Below are 16,981 nucleotides of genomic sequence, written 5' to 3'. Positions count from 1 at the left end.
ACCGGCCGATCAGGTCCAGTAGAGGACCCGCGCGAAGGGCAGTTCGCGCGCGACGGCGGCGGTGATCGTCTCCCGCATGGTCCGCATCAGATCGCGGGGATAGACGTATTTCACCGAGCCGAACTTGGTGAGCTTGCGACTGCGCTCGTCCTCCCGCATCGGTAGGTCGGAGCCGGGATACCAGCCCTGGAGCACGTCCTTCGACCCTGGCGTGAACCGGTGCGTGATGAGCTCCACGGTGAGGTCGGGGTTCGACACGCCGGACAGCGCCTCCGCCACCTCCCGCAGGAGCCCCTCATAGGCGTCCGGCCAATCGGGAACGGCGATGATCGGCGCGATGGTGAGACCCACCGGGTAGCCGGCGCGGGCCATGGCGCCGAGCGCCTGCAGGCGGGCGTCGAGACTGGCGGTGCCGCCCTCGTAGCGCGCGGCGGGACGCGCGTTGAGGGAGAACCGCACGCGGGTCCGGCCCCGATGGGGCAGGGCCAGAAGCGGCTCGACGGCGGCGAATTTCGTCGTGAAGCGCAATTGCACCGCCGCGTCCCAGGCGCCGAAATGCGTGATCGCCGCCGAGAGCGAGCCGGTCAGGTGCTCGATCCCGAGGGGGTCGGTGTAGCAGGAGGCCTCGAAGGTAGTGCCCTCCTCGACCCGGCCGGCCTGGGCCAAGGTGACGCTGCCCTCACCGAGATAGGCCGGCAGATTCCCGAGGATCGCGTCGAGATTGGCATAGGCCCGCGTCACCGGAGGGCCGGACAGGGAGCCGGCGAGGTAGCAATACTGGCAATGGGCCGGGCAGCCCTCCGCGAGATCGAAGCGCCAGTCGGCACTGGGCGGGATCGGCTGCAGCTTCAGCTTGGTCGGGGGCGCCACCACGATGGCGAGGGTCGCCTTCGCCTCGCGATAGGCCCGGCGCGGATCCTCGTCGCGCAGTCCCGTGAGACGGTTGCTTTTCAGACGCTCCACCGGGAGACCGAGCGTCTCGGCCCGCGCCAGCATCGCGCGGCCATGGGCATGGTCCAGGGCCGCCGGCGTCACCAGGACACGGCGCGGCCTCCACAGGCGCGCGTCACGCGAAGTCCCTACCGGCCCGGCCTTCGCCGGCTCGGCCGTCAGGGGATCGCGTGTGACGTCTTCGAGGACCATGGCGGAGCAACGCGGCGGCGATGCCCCGGGGTTCCCGGCGCGCGCCGGGGTCGCAGGGTCGACGCGTCAGGCCTGGAAGCGCGCGAAGGCCAGGGCGGTGTCTCCGTAGATCCGTCGTTCGAGCTCTGTGAAGCCCGGCGGCAGCGCGACGTTGGCGCCGGCGGCCTCCTCCACCACCACGAGGGCGCCGGGGGCGAGCCACCCGCCATGGGACGCGCTGGCGAGAGCGGCCGGCGCGAGGTCCCTGTTGTAGGGGGGATCGCAGAAGACGAGGGTGAAGGTCCCGCTGGTGCCGGCCGGACCGAGCTTGGTGGCATCGCGGCGGAACAGCCGCGTCTTGCCGGCGCAGCCCAACGCATCGATGTTCTCGCGGATCAGACCGCGCGCTTCGGCGCCCTCGTCCACCAGGAGGGCGTAGCTCGCCTCGCGGGACAGGGCCTCGAAGCTCAGCGCCCCGGTTCCGGCGAAGAGATCGAGAACCCGCGCGCCGGCCACCGCGTCGTCATAGGCATGGGCGAGGACGTTGAAGAGCGCCTCGCGCAGGCGATCCGAGGTGGGCCGGATCGCGTCCGATTTCGGGGTGGCGAGGCGGCGTCCACGCAGGTCGCCGCCGACGATCCTCACCGCGAGCCGCCACGGGGCGGACGTCCGCCCCCGCCACCGGGCTTGCCGCCCGCGCCGCCGCCGCGATTGCCGAAGCCGCCGGGCTTGGCCGAACCGCCGGGACGGGAGGAACCGCCCGCCTTGAACCCGCCCGGCCTTCCGGCCCCGGCGGGTTTGCCCGATGCGCCGGGCTTGCCGAACCCGCCCGGCTTCCCGAACCCACCGGGCTTGCCGCCCGGTCGGAAGCCGCCACGATCGGCGCCCGAGCGTTCGGCGCCGATGTCACGGTCGCCGCCCTGGCGGTCGTCGGAGCGGCCCTTGAAGCCCGCTCCCTTGAAGCCGCCCGGCCGGCCGGCACCGGGACGATCGTCTCCGCCACGATTGAAGGCCGGCTTCTCGCTGCGGAATCCCGCCGGCCTGTCCCCGCGCGGCTCGCCGCGATTGAAGGCCGGGCGTTCCGCGCGGTCGTTGAAGCCGCCGCCATCGCGGGGCTTGAAGCTGCGGGGGCGCTCGTCGCCGCCACGCGGCGGACCGCGCCGCTCGGCACCGTCCTGCCGTCCGAACCCGCCGCTGCGCGGAGCATCGTCTCGGCGCGGGGGTCTGGAATCGCTGCGCGGCGGTCTTGCATCGCTTCGCGGAGGCCTTGCGTCGCTTCGCGGAGGTCTTGCATCGCCGTCGAACCGGCGCTGCGGCGGCCGGGCATCGGCCTCCTCGCGGCGGGCCGCCTTGGCATCGGATTGGCGCAGCGTCCGGACCGGACGCTCGGCGGCGCCCGTCTCGTCACGCCGTGCACCGCGATCACGGCGATGCGGCTCGGGAGCCGGCTCCTGCGGGCTCGCCTTCAGACGCTCCACCAGGACACGACGCTCGCCGGTGTTGATCGCGCCCACGCGCTCGCGGCCGCGAGCGGCGGATGCCTCACGCTCCGCCTTGGGATCGGCGCCACGGCGGGGGATCTTGACCCGGCGCGGGCCGTCCTCCTGCGGTGCGGCCTCGTCCGCGCGCCAGACCGAGCGCCGGGGGCCGGCACTGTTGCCGCCGGTGGGGACCCGTGCGGGTTCGGCGGGCTTGCGCAGGGGGCGGTCGCCGCCGCGATCACGGTCACCGCCGCGCTCATAACCGCGCGGGGCGTCGTCATAGCTGCGCCCTGCGCTTCGCGCCGCGGCCGCCGAGGCGCTGCGGGCGGGCTGTTTCGCCTGCTGCTGCGCGGGTTTCGGCGAGCCGAACGGGGCGATGGGCTCACGGTTGGGGCTGGTGAAATCGACGCCGGCCTGATCCGCGAGGGTCGGGCCCAGCTGCTCCTTGAGCACCTTGGTGCGGATCTCTTCCACCAGACCGACTTCGAGGTCACCGAGTTGGAACGGGCCGAAGGAGAGGCGGATGAGCCGGTTCACCGCCAGACCCAGATGTTCGAGGATGCGCTTGACCTCGCGGTTCTTGCCCTCGCGCAGGCCCAGCGTCAGCCAGAGGTTGTCGCCCGAGGACCGGTCGAGGACCGCGTCCACCGGGCCGTAATCCATGCCGTCGATGGTGACGCCCTTGCGCAGCTTGTCGAGCTCGGCCTGATTCGTGTCGCCATGCGCGCGGACGCGGTAGCGCCGCAGCCATCCGGTATCGGGATGGGCGATCACCTTGGCGAGGCCGCCATCGTTGGTGAGAAGCAGCAAGCCTTCGGTGTTGATGTCGAGGCGGCCGATGGCGACGACGCGCGGCAGATCCTCGGGCAGGGCCTCGAAGACGGTCTGGCGCCCTTCCGGATCGCGCGCCGTGGTCACGAGGCCCCGCGGCTTGTGATAGATCCACAGCCGGGTCCGCTCGCGGGCGGGCAGGGGCTCGCCGTCGACGGTGATCTCGTCCGCATCCGTCACGTTGATCGCGGGCGAGGTCAGCACCTTGCCGTTGAGGGTGACGCGGCCCTCGGCGATCATCACCTCGACGTCGCGGCGGGAGGCGATGCCGGCACGCGCGATCGCCTTGGCGATACGGTCGCCCTCGGGCGTCGCCGAATCGGAATCACCGGCGGCGGCATCGTCCCCGGCCTTGGCCGCAGGCCTCGGCAGGGCGGCCTTGCGGCGCAGGGGAGCGTCTCCTCCCCTGGCGGGCGCGGCGGCCCGGCGGGGCTTCGGCTGCTCCTCGGCCGAGGGGCCGGGCACGCCCGCATCGGTCGCCGGGGTCCAGGCTTCGCCGGAAACGCTGTTGGTCTCGGGCGCGTCCTCGGACCCGCCCGTCTGTTCGTCTGTCTTGTCGCTCATCCGAGCCCCATAACAGAGCGGAGGCAAGGTTGCGAGCGATTGCGCGTGGGGCGGCCTGCCCATCGCGCAAGGGGGCATTGCGGCCGGTCATGAAAAAGGCAGCCTTTCGGCTGCCTTCGTTCCTCATCCAGTCGGGCTCGATGCCGAGGTTCAGAGCTTGCTCTTCACCGTGTCGGCAGCGTTCTTGACGCCGTCCTTGGCGTCGCCGACGGTCTTCTGGGCATCGCCCTTCAATTCCTGGGCCTTGCCTTCGGCCTTGAGCTTGTCGTTATCCGTGGCATTGCCGATGCCCTGCTTCACGTTACCGACCGCCTCGTTGGCGAGCCCCTTGATCTTGTCAGTGGTGCTGCTCATCGTCTGCTCCTGATAAGATCCTGCGGCCTAGCCGCGTTGGAGATGAAACGGCTCAGCCTCAGCGATGTTCCTGCCGGGCCGGATCACGGGATCTCGACCGTTTCCTTCTTTCAACGAATACAAAGGCTTGGGCTCGACGATCGTGACTGCGCCCATTTCCTCGAAGGCCGCGACCGACCCGTTGAGCCTCGCTTTCGACGCCGCCCGCCGCGCGGCCGGGGAGGGCGAAGTGCCGGTCGGCGCCGTAATCGTGCGGGACGGCCTCGTCCTCAGCGTCGCCCACAATCGCCCACGGGCGCTTCGCGATCCCACCGCCCATGCGGAAATCCTGGCGATCCGCGCCGCCTGCGCCGCCATCGACGACGAGCGCCTCATCGGCTGCGACCTCTACGTCACCCTGGAGCCCTGCCCGATGTGTGCGGGCGCCATCTCGTTCGCGCGGATTCGCCGGGTCTATTTCGCGGCCCTCGACCCGAAGGGCGGCGGGGTCGAGCACGGGCCCCGGGTCTTCAACCAGCCCACCTGCCACCACGTGCCGGACGTCTATGGCGGCTTGCGCGAGGCGGAAGCCGCCACGCTCCTGCGCGACTTCTTTCGCGACAGGCGGGAGGGCTGACGCGAGACGCCTTGCCCATCGTACAAACGGCGGGCATCCGAATCCTGCGTCCCGGAGATACCCCATGATCGCGACCTATCGGCGTGCCCTCATCGTCGGGGCCGGAGAGGGCCTGAGCGCCTCGCTGGCCCGGCGTTTCGCCGGTGAAGGCCTGCGGGTCGGCCTCGCCTCGCGCAGCGTCGGGAAACTCGAAGGGCTGGCGGCCGAGACGGGGGCAGCCATCCATGCCTGCGATGCCGCCGATCCGGCCGAGGTGGAGGCTTTGTTCGCCCTGATGGAGCCGGCGCTCGAGGGCCCGCCCGACGTGGTGGTCTACAATGCTAGCGGAAGGCTGCGTGGGCCCATCGCCGATCTCGACCCGGACGCGGTGCGTCAGTCCGTGATGGTCTCGGCCTTCGGCGGTTTCCTCGTCGCCCAGGCCGCCGCGCGACGCATGCTGCCGGGGCGCCACGGGGCTATCCTGCTCACCGGAGCCTCGGCCAGCGTGAAGGGCTACGCCGAGTCCTCCGCCTTCGCCATGGGCAAGTTCGCCCTGCGCGGCCTGTCGCAGAGCCTGGCGCGGGAGCTCCAGCCGAAGGGCATCCATGTCGCCCATTTCGTCATCGACGGCGGAATCCGCAGCGCGTCCCGCCCGGAGCCGGCGGACGCGCCCGACAGCCTGCTCGATCCCGATGCCATCGCCTCGGCCTATTGGGACGTCCTGCGCCAGGACCGCAGCGCCTGGACCTCCGAGATCGCGCTGCGTCCCTGGGTCGAGCGGTTCTGAGTCACTTGGGAGCGCCTCGGAACCGGCCGGCTATCAGGCCGCCGCCAGCGGTTTCGAGACATCCTCCAGGGACTTGCCCTCTGCGGCCGTGCCCCAGACTCCGCCGACGATGGCGGCGATCAGCATGAGAGCCGCACCGATGCCATAGCCGATCAGCACGTTGTCGCGGGACCCCGTCTCGACCAGGGCGCCGAACAGGAGCGGGCCGGAGACGCCGCCGATGCCGGTGCCGAGCGCATAGAACACCGCGATGGCGAGCGCCCGGATCTCCAGCGGGAAAGTCTCGGCGACGGTGAGATAGGCGGCGCTCGCGGCGGCGGAGGCGAAGAAGAACACCACCATCCAGGCCGCCGTCTGGCCGACGGGACCGAACACCTCGATCTTGAACAGGTAGCCGGTGATGGCGAGCAGCACCGCCGAGATGCCGTAGGTGAAGGCGATCATCTGGCGGCGGCCGATCGTGTCGAACAGCCGGCCGAGGAGCAGCGGCCCGAGGAACGATCCGAGCGCGAAGGGCAGCAGGTACCAGCCGACATGGTCGCCCGGCACTCCGTAGAAGCGCTGGAGCACGAGGGCGTAGGTGAAGAACAGCGCGTTGTAGAAGAAGGCCTGCGCGATCATCAGGGCGAGGCCCACCAGGGTCTGCTTGCGGTAGCCGACCAGCATGGTGCCGAAGACTTCCTTCAACGGCGTGTGGCTGCGCGTCCTCAGCTTCATCCGCTTGGATTCGTCCACCGGCGGAAGGGTGATGCCCTCGTCGATGAAGCGCTTCTCGATGCTGGTGACGACCCGGTCCGCCTCGGCGACGTAGCCGTGGGTGGCGAGCCAGCGCGGGCTCTCGGGGATCCATGTCCGCAGCAGCAGGATCACGAGGCCGATACCGCCGCCGACGAAGAAGGCGATGCGCCAGCCCCAGGCCGGGTCGATCATGCCGGGGCGCAAGACCGCGATGGAGAGGAAGGAGCCCAAGGCCGCCCCGATCCAGAACGAACCGTTGATGACGAGGTCGGTCCAGCCGCGCACGCGGGCCGGGACGAGTTCCTGGATGGTGGAGTTGATGGCGGTGTATTCGCCGCCGATGCCCGCGCCGGTGAGGAACCGGAAGATACAGAAGCTGTAGATGTCCCAGGACAGGCCGGTGGCCGCGGTGGCGGCGAGGTACAGGGCCAGCGTGATGAAGAACAGCTTCTTGCGGCCGATCCGGTCGGTGAGCCAGCCGAAGCCCAGGGCCCCGACGACGGCACCGACGAGATAGGAACTCGCCGCCAGACCGATATCGAACTCGGTGAAGCTCATGGGCTCGGCCCGCAGGGCGCCTACGAGCGAGCCAGCCAGCGTGACTTCGAGGCCGTCGAGCACCCAGGTGATGCCGAGCGCCACGATGACGAGAACGTGGAAGCGTCCCCAGGGCAAACGGTCGAGACGAGCGGAAATATCGGTGTCGATCACCGTGCCCATCGGAACCCGCTCGGGCGCGGGAGAGCCCGACTTTGCTTCGACCATACTCGTCATCGACGCCTCGTTAACCACCGGATACGATTGCTGTTGGCAATGAACGGCCAAGCGTCGCGGTTCCGTCGGCGTCTTTACCTGTTCACGCTTCACTCACGGTACTCGTCTCCGGGTGCCGCCTCCGATGTATTCCCGCCTTCTCTCCGTCATTCTCGCCACCACGGCCCTTACGGCCGTCGCGATCGTGCCGACGTCCCTACGCGCCACGGAGATCTCGCGCAGCCAGCCGAGCGGCGCCGAGCGCTGGCGCCTTCGCCCCGCCGACGTGACGATGACGGGAAGCACCGGCACAGTGGCGAAGGATCGCCCGGCGGCCGACATCCCGGCGGAACGGCGTGCCGTGCGGGTGGTCTATCCCGGGCTCCTGCCTGCCCAATGACGACCCGGCCGGCAGCCCATCGTGACAAGACCGATCATGGTTGTCGCGATGATTCACACAACAAGAATCATCGTTGTCATTTGCCGATCGGCACTATCGGCTCCCGACCGCAAAGATATCATTCAAAGACCTCGCTCCGTTATCTCGCTTAAGATCTCGACACCTACGAACGGGTTGAGGACCGATACGAGGGGCGAGCGCGGATTGTCGTTCGACCACGCGACGCGGCACTGTCCGGTCACTGACGGAAGTTGCATTTTACAGGAAAAATTGACTCTACCGGTTGACGGTCTCGCAAGCCCGTGGGCTGCAAGGTCCGGTCTGATTAAAGGATCGGTAACGATGCTGGAACGGCTCGCCAACAAGATCTCGCTGCGGCATCAGATCAGCCTCGTCACCGGGGCGGTCGGCCTCACGATCGTGGCCGCGGTCACGCTGGGATCCGCCTTGCTGGCGCGCGCGCAGGCCACCGACATGGCCGAGAACGCGCTGCTGCAGGTCGCACGCTCCGTTGCCGATCGTCTGGACCAGGACATGGCGGAACGCCTGCGCGAGATCCGCAACGTGGCCGCGCTCGATCCGCTGCAGCCTCACTGGATGGAGAATACCGGGAGTCTCCGCAACGTCCTGCAATCGATGCAGAAGACCTTCCCGGATTATGCCTGGATCGGCTTTGCGGACGAGACCGGAAAGGTTCGGGCTGCGACCGGCGGTATCCTGGAAGGTGCGAATGTCGGCCAGCGTCCTTGGTTCATCGATGGAATCAAGGGCGCGGCGGCCGAGGATGTCCATCTCGCGGCCCTGCTGCAGACTTTGCTCAAACCCAATGCCGACGGAACGCCCTTCCGGTTCGTCGATCTCGCATCGCCCGTCATCGACGCGTCGGGCCGGACCATCGGCGTCCTGGGTAGTCATCTCAGCTGGAGCTGGGCCGACGGGGTGCGCCGGGAGGTCCTGTCCTCCCGCCGCCCCGAACTGAAGGAGGAGGTCATCGTCCTCGACCGGACCGGCCGCGTCCTCATGGGACCGGCGCTCGGCACCCATCCGTATTCGCCTGCCGATCTCGCCGCCGGCCATTTCATCGCGCGCGGCCCCGGCGGAGACCAGTTCGCGGCCGTCTCGGCGACGAGGGGGCGGGGCGATTATGCGGGCCTCGGATGGATCGTCGTGGCCCTCCAGCCGGTGCAGACGGCCCTCGCGGGTGCCCACAGGCTGACCGTTCTCATCACCCTGGTCGGCCTCGGCGCGGGTGCACTCGGCACGCTCGGCATTTTCCTCGTGGTGACGCGCCTCAGCCGCCCGCTGGCGCGTCTCACGGATGCGGTCGACCGGATCGGCCGCGAGCGAAATGCGACGATGACGGAGCGCGTCCAGGGCTCCCACGAAGTGTTGCGCCTGTCCGCCGCGGTCAGGTCCCTGTTGCGACGGATCGGCACCGCCGAAGCCGATGCACGCGACGTGGAACTCGAAGCGTCGCGGGCCGTCCGAGCCGCCCAGGACAGGATCGAGCGCATCGGCGCCGATCTTCAGGCCATGAAGCTGATCGCGAACAGGGACGCCCTCACGGGCCTGCTGAACCGGCGCGCGTTCCTGCCCCTCGCGAAGGACGCCCTCGGCGATTTCAGACGCTATCAGCGCCCCCTCTCGGTGCTGATGATCGACATCGATCATTTCAAGCGGGTGAACGACCGTTACGGCCACCCGGCGGGGGATGTGGTGATCCGCAAGGTCGGCACCATCATCAACGATACGATCAGGACCACGGACAAGGTGGCGCGGTTCGGGGGCGAGGAGTTCGTGGTTCTCCTCAACGACAACAATGCCGCCGGTGCCGCGATCATCGCGGAGCGTATCCGACAGACCGTGGCCAGCACGGTGTTCGAGGCCGACAACGATCGCCTCCTGGCGACGATCAGCATCGGCATCGCCGAGGCGGAGAAATTCGACACGGACATCGACCGCATCATCGAGCGCGCGGACCGCGCCCTCTACGAGGCGAAATCCCGCGGCCGCAACTGCGTGCATACGTTCGAGATCGACATCGACGATCTGCGTTCGGTCGCGTAGCCCCGTTCGTCGACGGGTCGGCCACCCTACTGCCAGCGTGCCTCCTGCCGGCGCGCGTCGCGGGGCTTCCGCCTGCGGCGGCCGAGGGACGCTCGCGCGCTCTCGACCGGACCGTCAGGTCTCCGAAAGGCGCGGGTCGAGGGCATCGGCGAGACCGTCGCCGATCGTGTTGAGGGCGATGAGGGTCAGGACGAGAAAGGCGGCGGGGCCGGCGAGCATCCACGGGGCGGATTCGAGGGTGCGCGCGCCGTCCGCGATCAGCGCCCCCCAACTGGTGGCCGGCTCCTGCACCCCGAGGCCGAGGAACGACAGGAAGCTCTCCAGCAGGATCACCTTGGGCACCAGTAGGGTCGCCGCCACGGTGACGGGACCGAGGGTGTTCGGGACGATATGGCGCCAGAGGATGGCCGGCGTCGAAAGCCCGAGCGCCTCGGCCGCACGCACGAAGTCCCGGGCGCGTAGCGACAGGGTCTGGGCACGCACGAGGCGGGCCATGTCGAGCCATTCCACCGCGCCGATCGCCACCAGGATCAGCCCCAATCCGGAGCGGAAGAACACCAGCAGCATGATGACGAAGAAGACGAAGGGCAGGGCGTAGAGGATGTCGACGATGCGCATCATCACCGCGTCGGCCACGCCGCCGAGGTAGCCGGCCGCCGCGCCGTAGGCGATCCCGATGAGCAGCGCCACGGCGGTGGCGACGCCACCGATGAGGAGCGAGACCCGCCCGGCGACGAGGCTGCGGGTGAGGAGGTCCCGCCCCAGCATGTCGGTTCCCATGAGGAAGCGCAGGCGGCCGAGCGGCGCCTCGACGACGAGGCGGCGACCCTCGTCGAGGCGCTCGACGATGCGGGGGGCGCCGAACAGATCGGACCGGGGGAGATAGGCGAGGACGCGCTCGTCGACGGGCCTGGCCGGGTCAGACACCACCATGCGGACGCGGCCGCCCGAGACGGTGACGTCCGAGACCGAGACCCGCATGCGGAAAGCGAGGCGGGTCAGTGCCGGAGCGACCTCCCCGGGCTCGGGATGAGCGGCGAGGCCGGGCGCGATGCGGACGAGATCGGGATAGATCCGCCCGGGTTCGTGGCCGGTGAGGAACGGTCCGACGAGGCAGGCGAGCATCATCGCGACGAGGATCAGGGAGGCGGCGAGGGCGCCGCGGTTGCGGGCGAACCGGGTCCAGGCGCGGCTCATCGCCCGTGCCTCAGGCGCGGATCGAGGAGCGCACAGGCGATGTCGGCGACGATGTTGAGCAGGGTGACGAACAACCCCACGAGGATCACGGTACCCATCACCAGGGTGTAGTCGCGGTTGAGCGCCCCATCGACGAAGGCCCGCCCGATCCCGGGCAAGCCGAAGATCGTCTCCACCACCACCGACCCCGTCAGCAGCCCGGCCGCCACGGGCCCGAGGATCGCGACCACGGGCAGCAGCGCCCCGCGCAGGGCATGGCGGGCGACGCGTCGGGGCGGCAGGCCCATGGCGCGCATGGTGCGGACCGGCTGGGCGTTCAGGGTCTCGATGAGGGACGTCCGCGTCAGCCGGGCGATGGCGCCGATCTGCGGCAGCGCGAGGGTGAGCACGGGAAGCACCAGATGCGAGGGCGCGCCGCCCTCCCAGCTGCCCACCGGCAACCAGCGCAGGCTCAGGCCGAACACGATCTGGAGCAGGGGCGCCACGACGAAAGTCGGGATCGCCAGGGTCAGCCCGGCGAGAAGGCCGATGACCCGGTCGATCCATCCGCCGCGCCGGAACGCCGCCCAGGCTCCTAGGCCGATTCCCACGCTCAGGGACAGAAGGAGGGCGAGGCCGCCGAGAGTCATGGAGACGGGCAGGCCACGTGCGAACAGGTCGGCCACGGTCAGGTCGCGGAACGAGAAGGAGGGGCCGAGATCGCCCTGGATCAGCGCGGCGAGGTAGCGGCCGTATTGGACGATGAGGGGCTGGTCGAGGCCGTAGACACGGGCGAGATTCTGCATCGCCGCCGGCGGCAGCGGACGCTCCAAGTCGAAGGGTCCACCGGGGGCGAGGCGGATCAGGAAGAAGCTGCCGGTGACGACGAGGAACAGGGTCGGGATCGCCTGGGCGAGGCGGCGCAGGACGAAGCCGATCATGCCGGGATCCCGCCCGTCACGCGTCGAGCTTCAGGAAACGCGTCGGCGACGCGTTGCGCGGGTTCGGGTGATAGCCGGTGAGACGGGCCGAGATCAGTGCCTTCGACCGGGTGTGAAGCACCGGGATCCACGGCAACTCTTCCAGGATGATCGCCTCGGCCCGGAACAGGAGGTCGGCCCGCCTGGCGAGATCCCGCTCGGCGGCCGCCTCGCGCATCAGCCCGTCATAGGCCGGATTGCTGTAACGACCGGGGTTGAGCCCGTCATTGCCGGTCTCCAGCAGGAACAGGAAATTCTGCGGATCGGAGTAATCGGCGACCCAGGACATGCGGGCGACATCGAAATCGCCGCCGTCGCGCAGATGGGCGAAATGGGTCTTGGCATCGGTATAGACGAGGCGCGTCTCGACGCCGATGCCCCGCCACATGTCGGTGAGAGCGACCGCCGTGTTGCGGTTGTTGTCGGTGCTGTTGAAGCGATACTCGACCCGGAGGGGCTTGCCGCCGGGCCCGAAGCCGGCCGCGGCGAGGAGTGACCGTGCCTCCTCCTCACGGTCGATGGGCATGGCGTTCCGCCCGGCGAGTTCCGGCGGCGTGCGGTAATTGTCGAGGCCCGGCGGGCAGAGGGAATAGGCCGGCGCCATGGTCTCGCCCCACAGTCTCTCGGCCAGGAATTCACGATCGATCACAAGGGACAAAGCCTGTCGCACCCGGACGTCGTCGAACGGGGGCTTCCGGATATTGGCGGCCAGGGCATAGAGCCCGAGCGACGGACCGAGGACGACCTGACCACCGAACCGCGCCTTCAGCGAGGCCATCTGATCGCCCGGCAGGTCGGCGAGGGACTCGATCTCGCCGGCGGCGTAGCGGCGGACCGCGCTGGAGAGATCCGGGGTCGGCAGGAAGGCCACCGTCTCGATCGAGACGCCAGCCGCCGCATGGAAAAAACGGTTTCGTGTCAGCGTGATACGGTCGTTCGGCACCCAATCGACGAGGGCGTAGGCACCGTTGCTGACGAGGTTGCCCGGCCGGGTGAAGGCATCGCCGAAGCGCGAGATCGAGGGCGGATGCACCGGCAGCGAGGTCTGGTGGGTGAGGAGTTCGAGGAGGTAGGGCGTCGGCCGGTCGAGGGTGATGACGAGGGTCCGCGCATCCGGCGCCGTCACGCCGAGGCTCTCCGGCGCAGCCTCGCCCTGGTTCACGGCGCGGGCGTTCCTCAGCGGATACAGCACTTCGGCATATTTCGCCGCCGTCGCGGGGTGCAGGATCCGGCGCAGGCCGAAGACGAAATCCGCCGCCACGACCGGATCGCCGTTCGACCAGCGCCCGTCCTCGCGCAGATGAAACGTGTAGGTCAGGGCGTCGTCGGAGACGGTCCAATGCGTCGCCGCACCCGGGATGATGGCGCCGTGATTGTCGTAGGTCAGCAGCCCCTCGTAGAGGTCGCGCAGGATATGCGCCTCCGCGACGGTGGAGGATTTGTGCGGATCGAGGGTTTCCGGATCGGCATCGTTACCGCGCCGGTAGACCGGCCCGCCGGTCGCGCGCGCCGAGCTTGTTCCAGCCACGAGCAGAGCACCGCCACCGAGGAGGCAGGCCCGGCGGTCGGGGCGCATAGCGGCGCTCAGGCGCCGGTCTGCGCGGTGAATCCAGCGGCTTCGATCCCGGCGAGCGCGCAGAGTTCGTCGTTGTCGGAGGTATCGCCCGAAATGCCGACGGCACCGATGACCGCTTCGCCATCGCGGATCAGGACACCGCCCGGCACCGGCACCAGCGCGGCGGGTCCGACGAGATGGCTCACGGCCGCCACGAAATAGGCCTGCTCCTCTGCCCGTTTGTGGATCGCGCGCCCGCCGAGGCCGAGCGCCAGGCAGCCATTGGCCTTGCCCATGGCGACCTCCGCGCGGCGCAGCGACGTCCCGTCCTCGGCGCCCAGCGCCTTCAGGGCTCCACGCGCATCGTAGACCACCACCGCGAGAGGCTTCAGGCTGTGCGAGCGGGCCGTCTTAAGGGCGGTGGCGACGATGGTCTGGGCGGCGGCGAGGGTCAGGTCGGGCATCGGCTTACCGGGGCGATCTGTTACGGGTCGGTCCCGACGTAACCCGCCCCGCGGCGCCGGACCAGCCCCGGCCTCATGCGACGCGATCGGCCAGGAACGCATCGTAGCGTCGTGCCACCGCCGACATATCCTCGAAATGCGGGAAGGCCCCGGTGGGCAGGACGTCGACGGTCCAGTTCGGGCGGCCGGCGACACGGTCGGCATGGCGGTAATCGACGAAATCCCCGCGCACCCCGTGGATCATCCAGACCGGGAGGGTGAGCGCCTCGTAGAACCGCCCCGGCGCATCGGGAAACAAGGCCCCGGACAGGAACGAGAACGGCGCATGCCGGGCGCCGGGACGATGGGCGGAGGCGTAGTCGTAGGCGAGCAGACCCTCGTCGATGTCCTTCGAGCCCCAGGTCTTTTCCAGGAAGAAGCGCATGCTCGGCCGGCTCACCAGGAGATCGAACAGCGGCTCCCCCCAGAGCGGGGCGTTCAGCATGGTGCGGGCGACGGCCCCACCGTGTCGCGTCCGGTCGCGGTGCCGGCCGACGAAACGGGCATCGAAGCCGGTCGGACTGACGAGGCCGATACTGTGATAGGCGCCCGGTTCCTCGAGAGCGGCGGCGGCGAGATACTCGCAAGATAGGGAGAGGGCGACGGCATCGATCTCCCCGCCACCATGCCGATGTCGGATCTCGGCGGTGACGGCCCGGATCGCATCGGACATCAGGCGTGGGGTGTAGACCCGGTCGCTGCGCTCGGAAAAACCGAACCCCGGCAGGTCGAGCGCGTAGACCGGACGGCTCCCCGCGTAGTGTCGGTAGAGCGGGCGAACCTCGTAGGCATTGGCCGCCGCGTTCACCGAGTGGATCAGCAGCAGCGGGACGCCGGGCGCGGACGCGCTCCCATAGAGGCCGATCCCACCGGCCGGCGTCTCGAGGCATTCATGCCGGCCGGGCAGGGCCGGGTGGAGCGTCTGGTGGTGGTCGATCCCGAAACGGCTATAGGCGATCCACGCGCCGGCAGCACCGAGAGGTAGCAACGCGAGCTTGGCGGCGAGGGGCAGGGATCGATCGCGCCGGATCAGGTCGGGCATAGGGTCGTCCGCGTGATGGATCGGGTGCGGGAAACGCGAGGCGGCGCCGGTTGATCCCGGCCGCCGGACGCATCACGCCGTCGCGCCCTCGATCTCGCCGCTGAGCTCCAGCCATTCCTCCTCGGCCGCCTCCAGCGCGGCGGCGGCGTCGGAGCGCATCTTTGCGAGTTCTCCGGCCTTGGCGGCATTGGTCTGGAAGGCAGTGCCGTCGGCGAGCGCCGCGTCGATCTTGGTCATGGCGTCGGCGAGCTTCTTCATCCGCGCCTCGACGCCCTCCAGCTTCTTGCGCAGGGGAGCCAAAGCCACGCGGCGGTCGGCATTGGAGCGGCGCTCCAGTGCCTTCACTCCGCCGGCGGCCTCGGACACGCCTTTCTCCGCCTCGCGTTCGGGACCCGCGAGAACGAAGCGGCGGTAATCGTCCATGTCGCCGTCGAAGGCCTTCACGCTGCCGTTCGCCACGAGCCAGAGCCGGTCGGCGCAGGCCTCCACCAGGAAGCGGTCGTGGCTCACCAGGATGACCGCCCCCTCGTAGTCGTTGATCGCTTCCACCAGGGCCTGCCGGCTCTCGATATCGAGGTGGTTGGTGGGCTCGTCGAGGATCAGGAGATGCGGCCCCTTGAAGGCCGCGAGGCCCATCAGCAGGCGCGCCTTCTCACCGCCCGAGAGCTGCGAGACCGGCGTCTCCGACTTGGTCCCCGAGAAACCGAGGCGGGCGGCGGCAGCGCGCGCCTTCGATTCCGGCACGTCCGGCATCAGGTCGCGGACATGGGCGTAGGCGCTCTCGGCGGGCCGCAATTCGTCGAGCTGGTGCTGGGCGAAATAGGCCACCTCCATCTTGCCCGAGCGCCGCATCTCGCCGCTCAAAGGGGGCAAGCGCCCGCCGATGAGCTTGCAGAAGGTGGACTTACCGTTGCCGTTGGCGCCCAGCAACGCGACCCGGTCGTCGGGCGCGAGGCTGAGGTTGAGCCCCGAGAGCACGATCCGGTCCGGGTAGCCCGCCTGCACCCGCTCCATGGCGACGATGGGCGGCGAGAGCGGCCGCTCCGGGCTCGGCAGGCGGAAGGCCGGCACGTCGTCCTCGATCACCGAGGCGATGATCTCCATCTTGGCGAGACGCTTGACGCGGGACTGGGCCTGGCGCGCTTTCGTGGCCTTGGCCTTGAACCGGTCGACGAAGCTCTGGAGATGCGCCCGCTCCGCATCCTGCTTGGCCTTCGCCTTGGACTGGAGCACGCGCTTCTCGGCGACCTGACGGGCGAAGGAGGTGTAGCCGCCCCGGTAGATGCTGAGCTTGCCGCGGTCGAGATGGAGGATGTGATCGACGCATTCGTCGAGCAGGTCGCGGTCGTGGGAGATGATCACGGCGGTGCGCGGATAACGCTCCAGGTAGTCGTAGAGCCAGATCGTGCCCTCGATATCGAGGTAGTTGGTGGGCTCGTCGAGGAGGAGCAGGTCGGGTTCGGAGAACAGCACGGCGGCCAGCGCCACGCGCATGCGCCATCCACCCGAGAAGTCGGAACAGGGCCGCCCCTGCGCCTCCGCATCGAAACCGAGGCCGTGCAGGATGGCGGCGGCGCGGGCGGGCGCAGAATGCGCCTCGATATCCACGAGCCGGGTCTCGATCTCGGCCCGGCGCAGGCCGTCGGCGTGCTCAGCTTCGGCCATCAGGCGCGCCCGCTCGGTATCGGCGGCGAGCACGACGGAATGCAGCGTTTCAGGGCCGGCCGGAGCTTCCTGCGCCACGGCGCCGATGCGCATGCCCTTGGGCATCGAAACGGTGCCGCCCTCGGTGGGTAATTCACCGAGGATCGCCTTGAACAGCGTCGTCTTGCCCGCGCCGTTGCGGCCCACGAGCCCGACGCGGGCCCGGTCCGGAATGACGAAAGTGGCGCCGTCGAGGATCAGACGTTCGCCGATGCGGTAGGTGAGGTCGTTGACGCGGAGCATGGAAGGCTTCTGGCGGCGCAAGGCGAGGGTTGCAAGGGGAGCGTCGCCAAGGGACGGGCAGGGGGGTGCCGTATCCGGCGGAGGCA

The 16,981-nt window shown here is 69.5% G+C and carries 15 protein-coding genes; 4 read left to right on the top strand and 11 right to left on the bottom strand.

Going from position 1 to position 16,981, the window contains the following annotated elements; all coding sequences use genetic code 11:
- Positions 1-9 precede the first annotated feature (9 nt).
- From IPV08_RS10340 to IPV08_RS10325, 4 genes are all read right to left on the bottom strand, one after another.
- Positions 10-1,143: a spore photoproduct lyase family protein gene (locus IPV08_RS10340; protein ID WP_246747885.1), complete on the bottom strand. Its 1,134-nt coding sequence runs from the start codon at positions 1,141-1,143 to the stop codon at positions 10-12.
- 66 nt (positions 1,144-1,209) lie between these two features.
- Complete coding sequence (gene rsmD / locus IPV08_RS10335; RefSeq protein WP_056425110.1) at positions 1,210-1,767, bottom strand: 16S rRNA (guanine(966)-N(2))-methyltransferase RsmD; 558 nt, start codon at positions 1,765-1,767, stop codon at positions 1,210-1,212.
- Positions 1,764-3,998 (bottom strand): pseudouridine synthase, encoded by a 2,235-nt coding sequence (locus tag IPV08_RS10330; RefSeq protein ID WP_207411802.1) that lies wholly within the window; start codon positions 3,996-3,998, stop codon positions 1,764-1,766. The genes rsmD and IPV08_RS10330 overlap by 4 nt, the downstream gene beginning before the upstream one ends.
- Before the next feature lie 150 nt (positions 3,999-4,148).
- Complete coding sequence (locus IPV08_RS10325; RefSeq protein WP_056425115.1) at positions 4,149-4,352, bottom strand: CsbD family protein; 204 nt, start codon at positions 4,350-4,352, stop codon at positions 4,149-4,151.
- Between the two features lie 142 nt (positions 4,353-4,494).
- On the opposite strand from IPV08_RS10325, the gene IPV08_RS10320 reads away from it, so the two are divergent.
- On the top strand, positions 4,495-4,968 hold the full coding sequence (locus IPV08_RS10320) for a deaminase (protein ID WP_207411801.1): 474 nt from the start codon (positions 4,495-4,497) through the stop codon (positions 4,966-4,968).
- Positions 4,969-5,032: 64 nt separating this feature from the next.
- Positions 5,033-5,734, top strand: coding sequence for an SDR family NAD(P)-dependent oxidoreductase (locus IPV08_RS10315; protein ID WP_207411800.1), 702 nt, complete (start codon positions 5,033-5,035; stop codon positions 5,732-5,734).
- A gap of 33 nt (positions 5,735-5,767) precedes the next feature.
- Here IPV08_RS10315 and IPV08_RS10310 read toward each other — a convergent pair whose 3' ends face one another.
- Positions 5,768-7,246 carry an MFS transporter gene (locus IPV08_RS10310; protein ID WP_056425122.1) on the bottom strand — a complete coding sequence of 493 codons (1,479 nt, stop codon included), beginning with the start codon at positions 7,244-7,246 and terminating at the stop codon, positions 5,768-5,770.
- A gap of 124 nt (positions 7,247-7,370) precedes the next feature.
- Between IPV08_RS10310 and IPV08_RS10305 the strand changes: the two genes are divergently transcribed.
- Both IPV08_RS10305 and IPV08_RS10300 read left to right on the top strand, forming a co-directional pair.
- Positions 7,371-7,625 carry a hypothetical protein gene (locus IPV08_RS10305; protein ID WP_056425126.1) on the top strand — a complete coding sequence of 85 codons (255 nt, stop codon included), beginning with the start codon at positions 7,371-7,373 and terminating at the stop codon, positions 7,623-7,625.
- Between the two features lie 342 nt (positions 7,626-7,967).
- Positions 7,968-9,692 carry a sensor domain-containing diguanylate cyclase gene (locus IPV08_RS10300; RefSeq protein WP_207411799.1) on the top strand — a complete coding sequence of 575 codons (1,725 nt, stop codon included), beginning with the start codon at positions 7,968-7,970 and terminating at the stop codon, positions 9,690-9,692.
- 114 nt (positions 9,693-9,806) lie between these two features.
- Here IPV08_RS10300 and IPV08_RS10295 read toward each other — a convergent pair whose 3' ends face one another.
- The 6 genes from IPV08_RS10295 to IPV08_RS10270 all read right to left on the bottom strand — a co-directional run bounded on the left by IPV08_RS10295 (position 9,807) and on the right by IPV08_RS10270 (position 16,895).
- A complete protein-coding gene (locus IPV08_RS10295; RefSeq protein WP_207411798.1) occupies positions 9,807-10,889 on the bottom strand; it encodes an ABC transporter permease subunit in 1,083 nt (360 codons plus the stop codon).
- On the bottom strand, positions 10,886-11,809 hold the full coding sequence (locus IPV08_RS10290; protein ID WP_207411797.1) for an ABC transporter permease subunit: 924 nt from the start codon (positions 11,807-11,809) through the stop codon (positions 10,886-10,888). The genes IPV08_RS10295 and IPV08_RS10290 overlap by 4 nt, the downstream gene beginning before the upstream one ends.
- Before the next feature lie 16 nt (positions 11,810-11,825).
- The gene (locus tag IPV08_RS10285) at positions 11,826-13,424 is read right to left on the bottom strand and encodes a peptide ABC transporter substrate-binding protein (protein WP_207411796.1); all 1,599 of its coding nucleotides are present in this window, start codon (positions 13,422-13,424) and stop codon (positions 11,826-11,828) included.
- 8 nt (positions 13,425-13,432) lie between these two features.
- On the bottom strand, positions 13,433-13,867 hold the full coding sequence (locus IPV08_RS10280; protein WP_207411795.1) for a heme-binding protein: 435 nt from the start codon (positions 13,865-13,867) through the stop codon (positions 13,433-13,435).
- 73 nt (positions 13,868-13,940) lie between these two features.
- Complete coding sequence (locus IPV08_RS10275; protein WP_207411794.1) at positions 13,941-14,948, bottom strand: alpha/beta hydrolase; 1,008 nt, start codon at positions 14,946-14,948, stop codon at positions 13,941-13,943.
- Between the two features lie 72 nt (positions 14,949-15,020).
- Entirely contained in the window at positions 15,021-16,895 is a 1,875-nt protein-coding gene (locus IPV08_RS10270) for an ABC-F family ATP-binding cassette domain-containing protein (protein ID WP_207411793.1), read from the bottom strand.
- Positions 16,896-16,981: the final 86 nt, after the last annotated feature.

Origin of the sequence: Methylobacterium sp. SD274, from assembly GCF_017355285.1 — a bacterium.
Lineage (GTDB): Bacteria > Pseudomonadota > Alphaproteobacteria > Rhizobiales > Beijerinckiaceae > Methylobacterium.
This window is presented reverse-complemented; position numbering and strand designations above follow the sequence as displayed.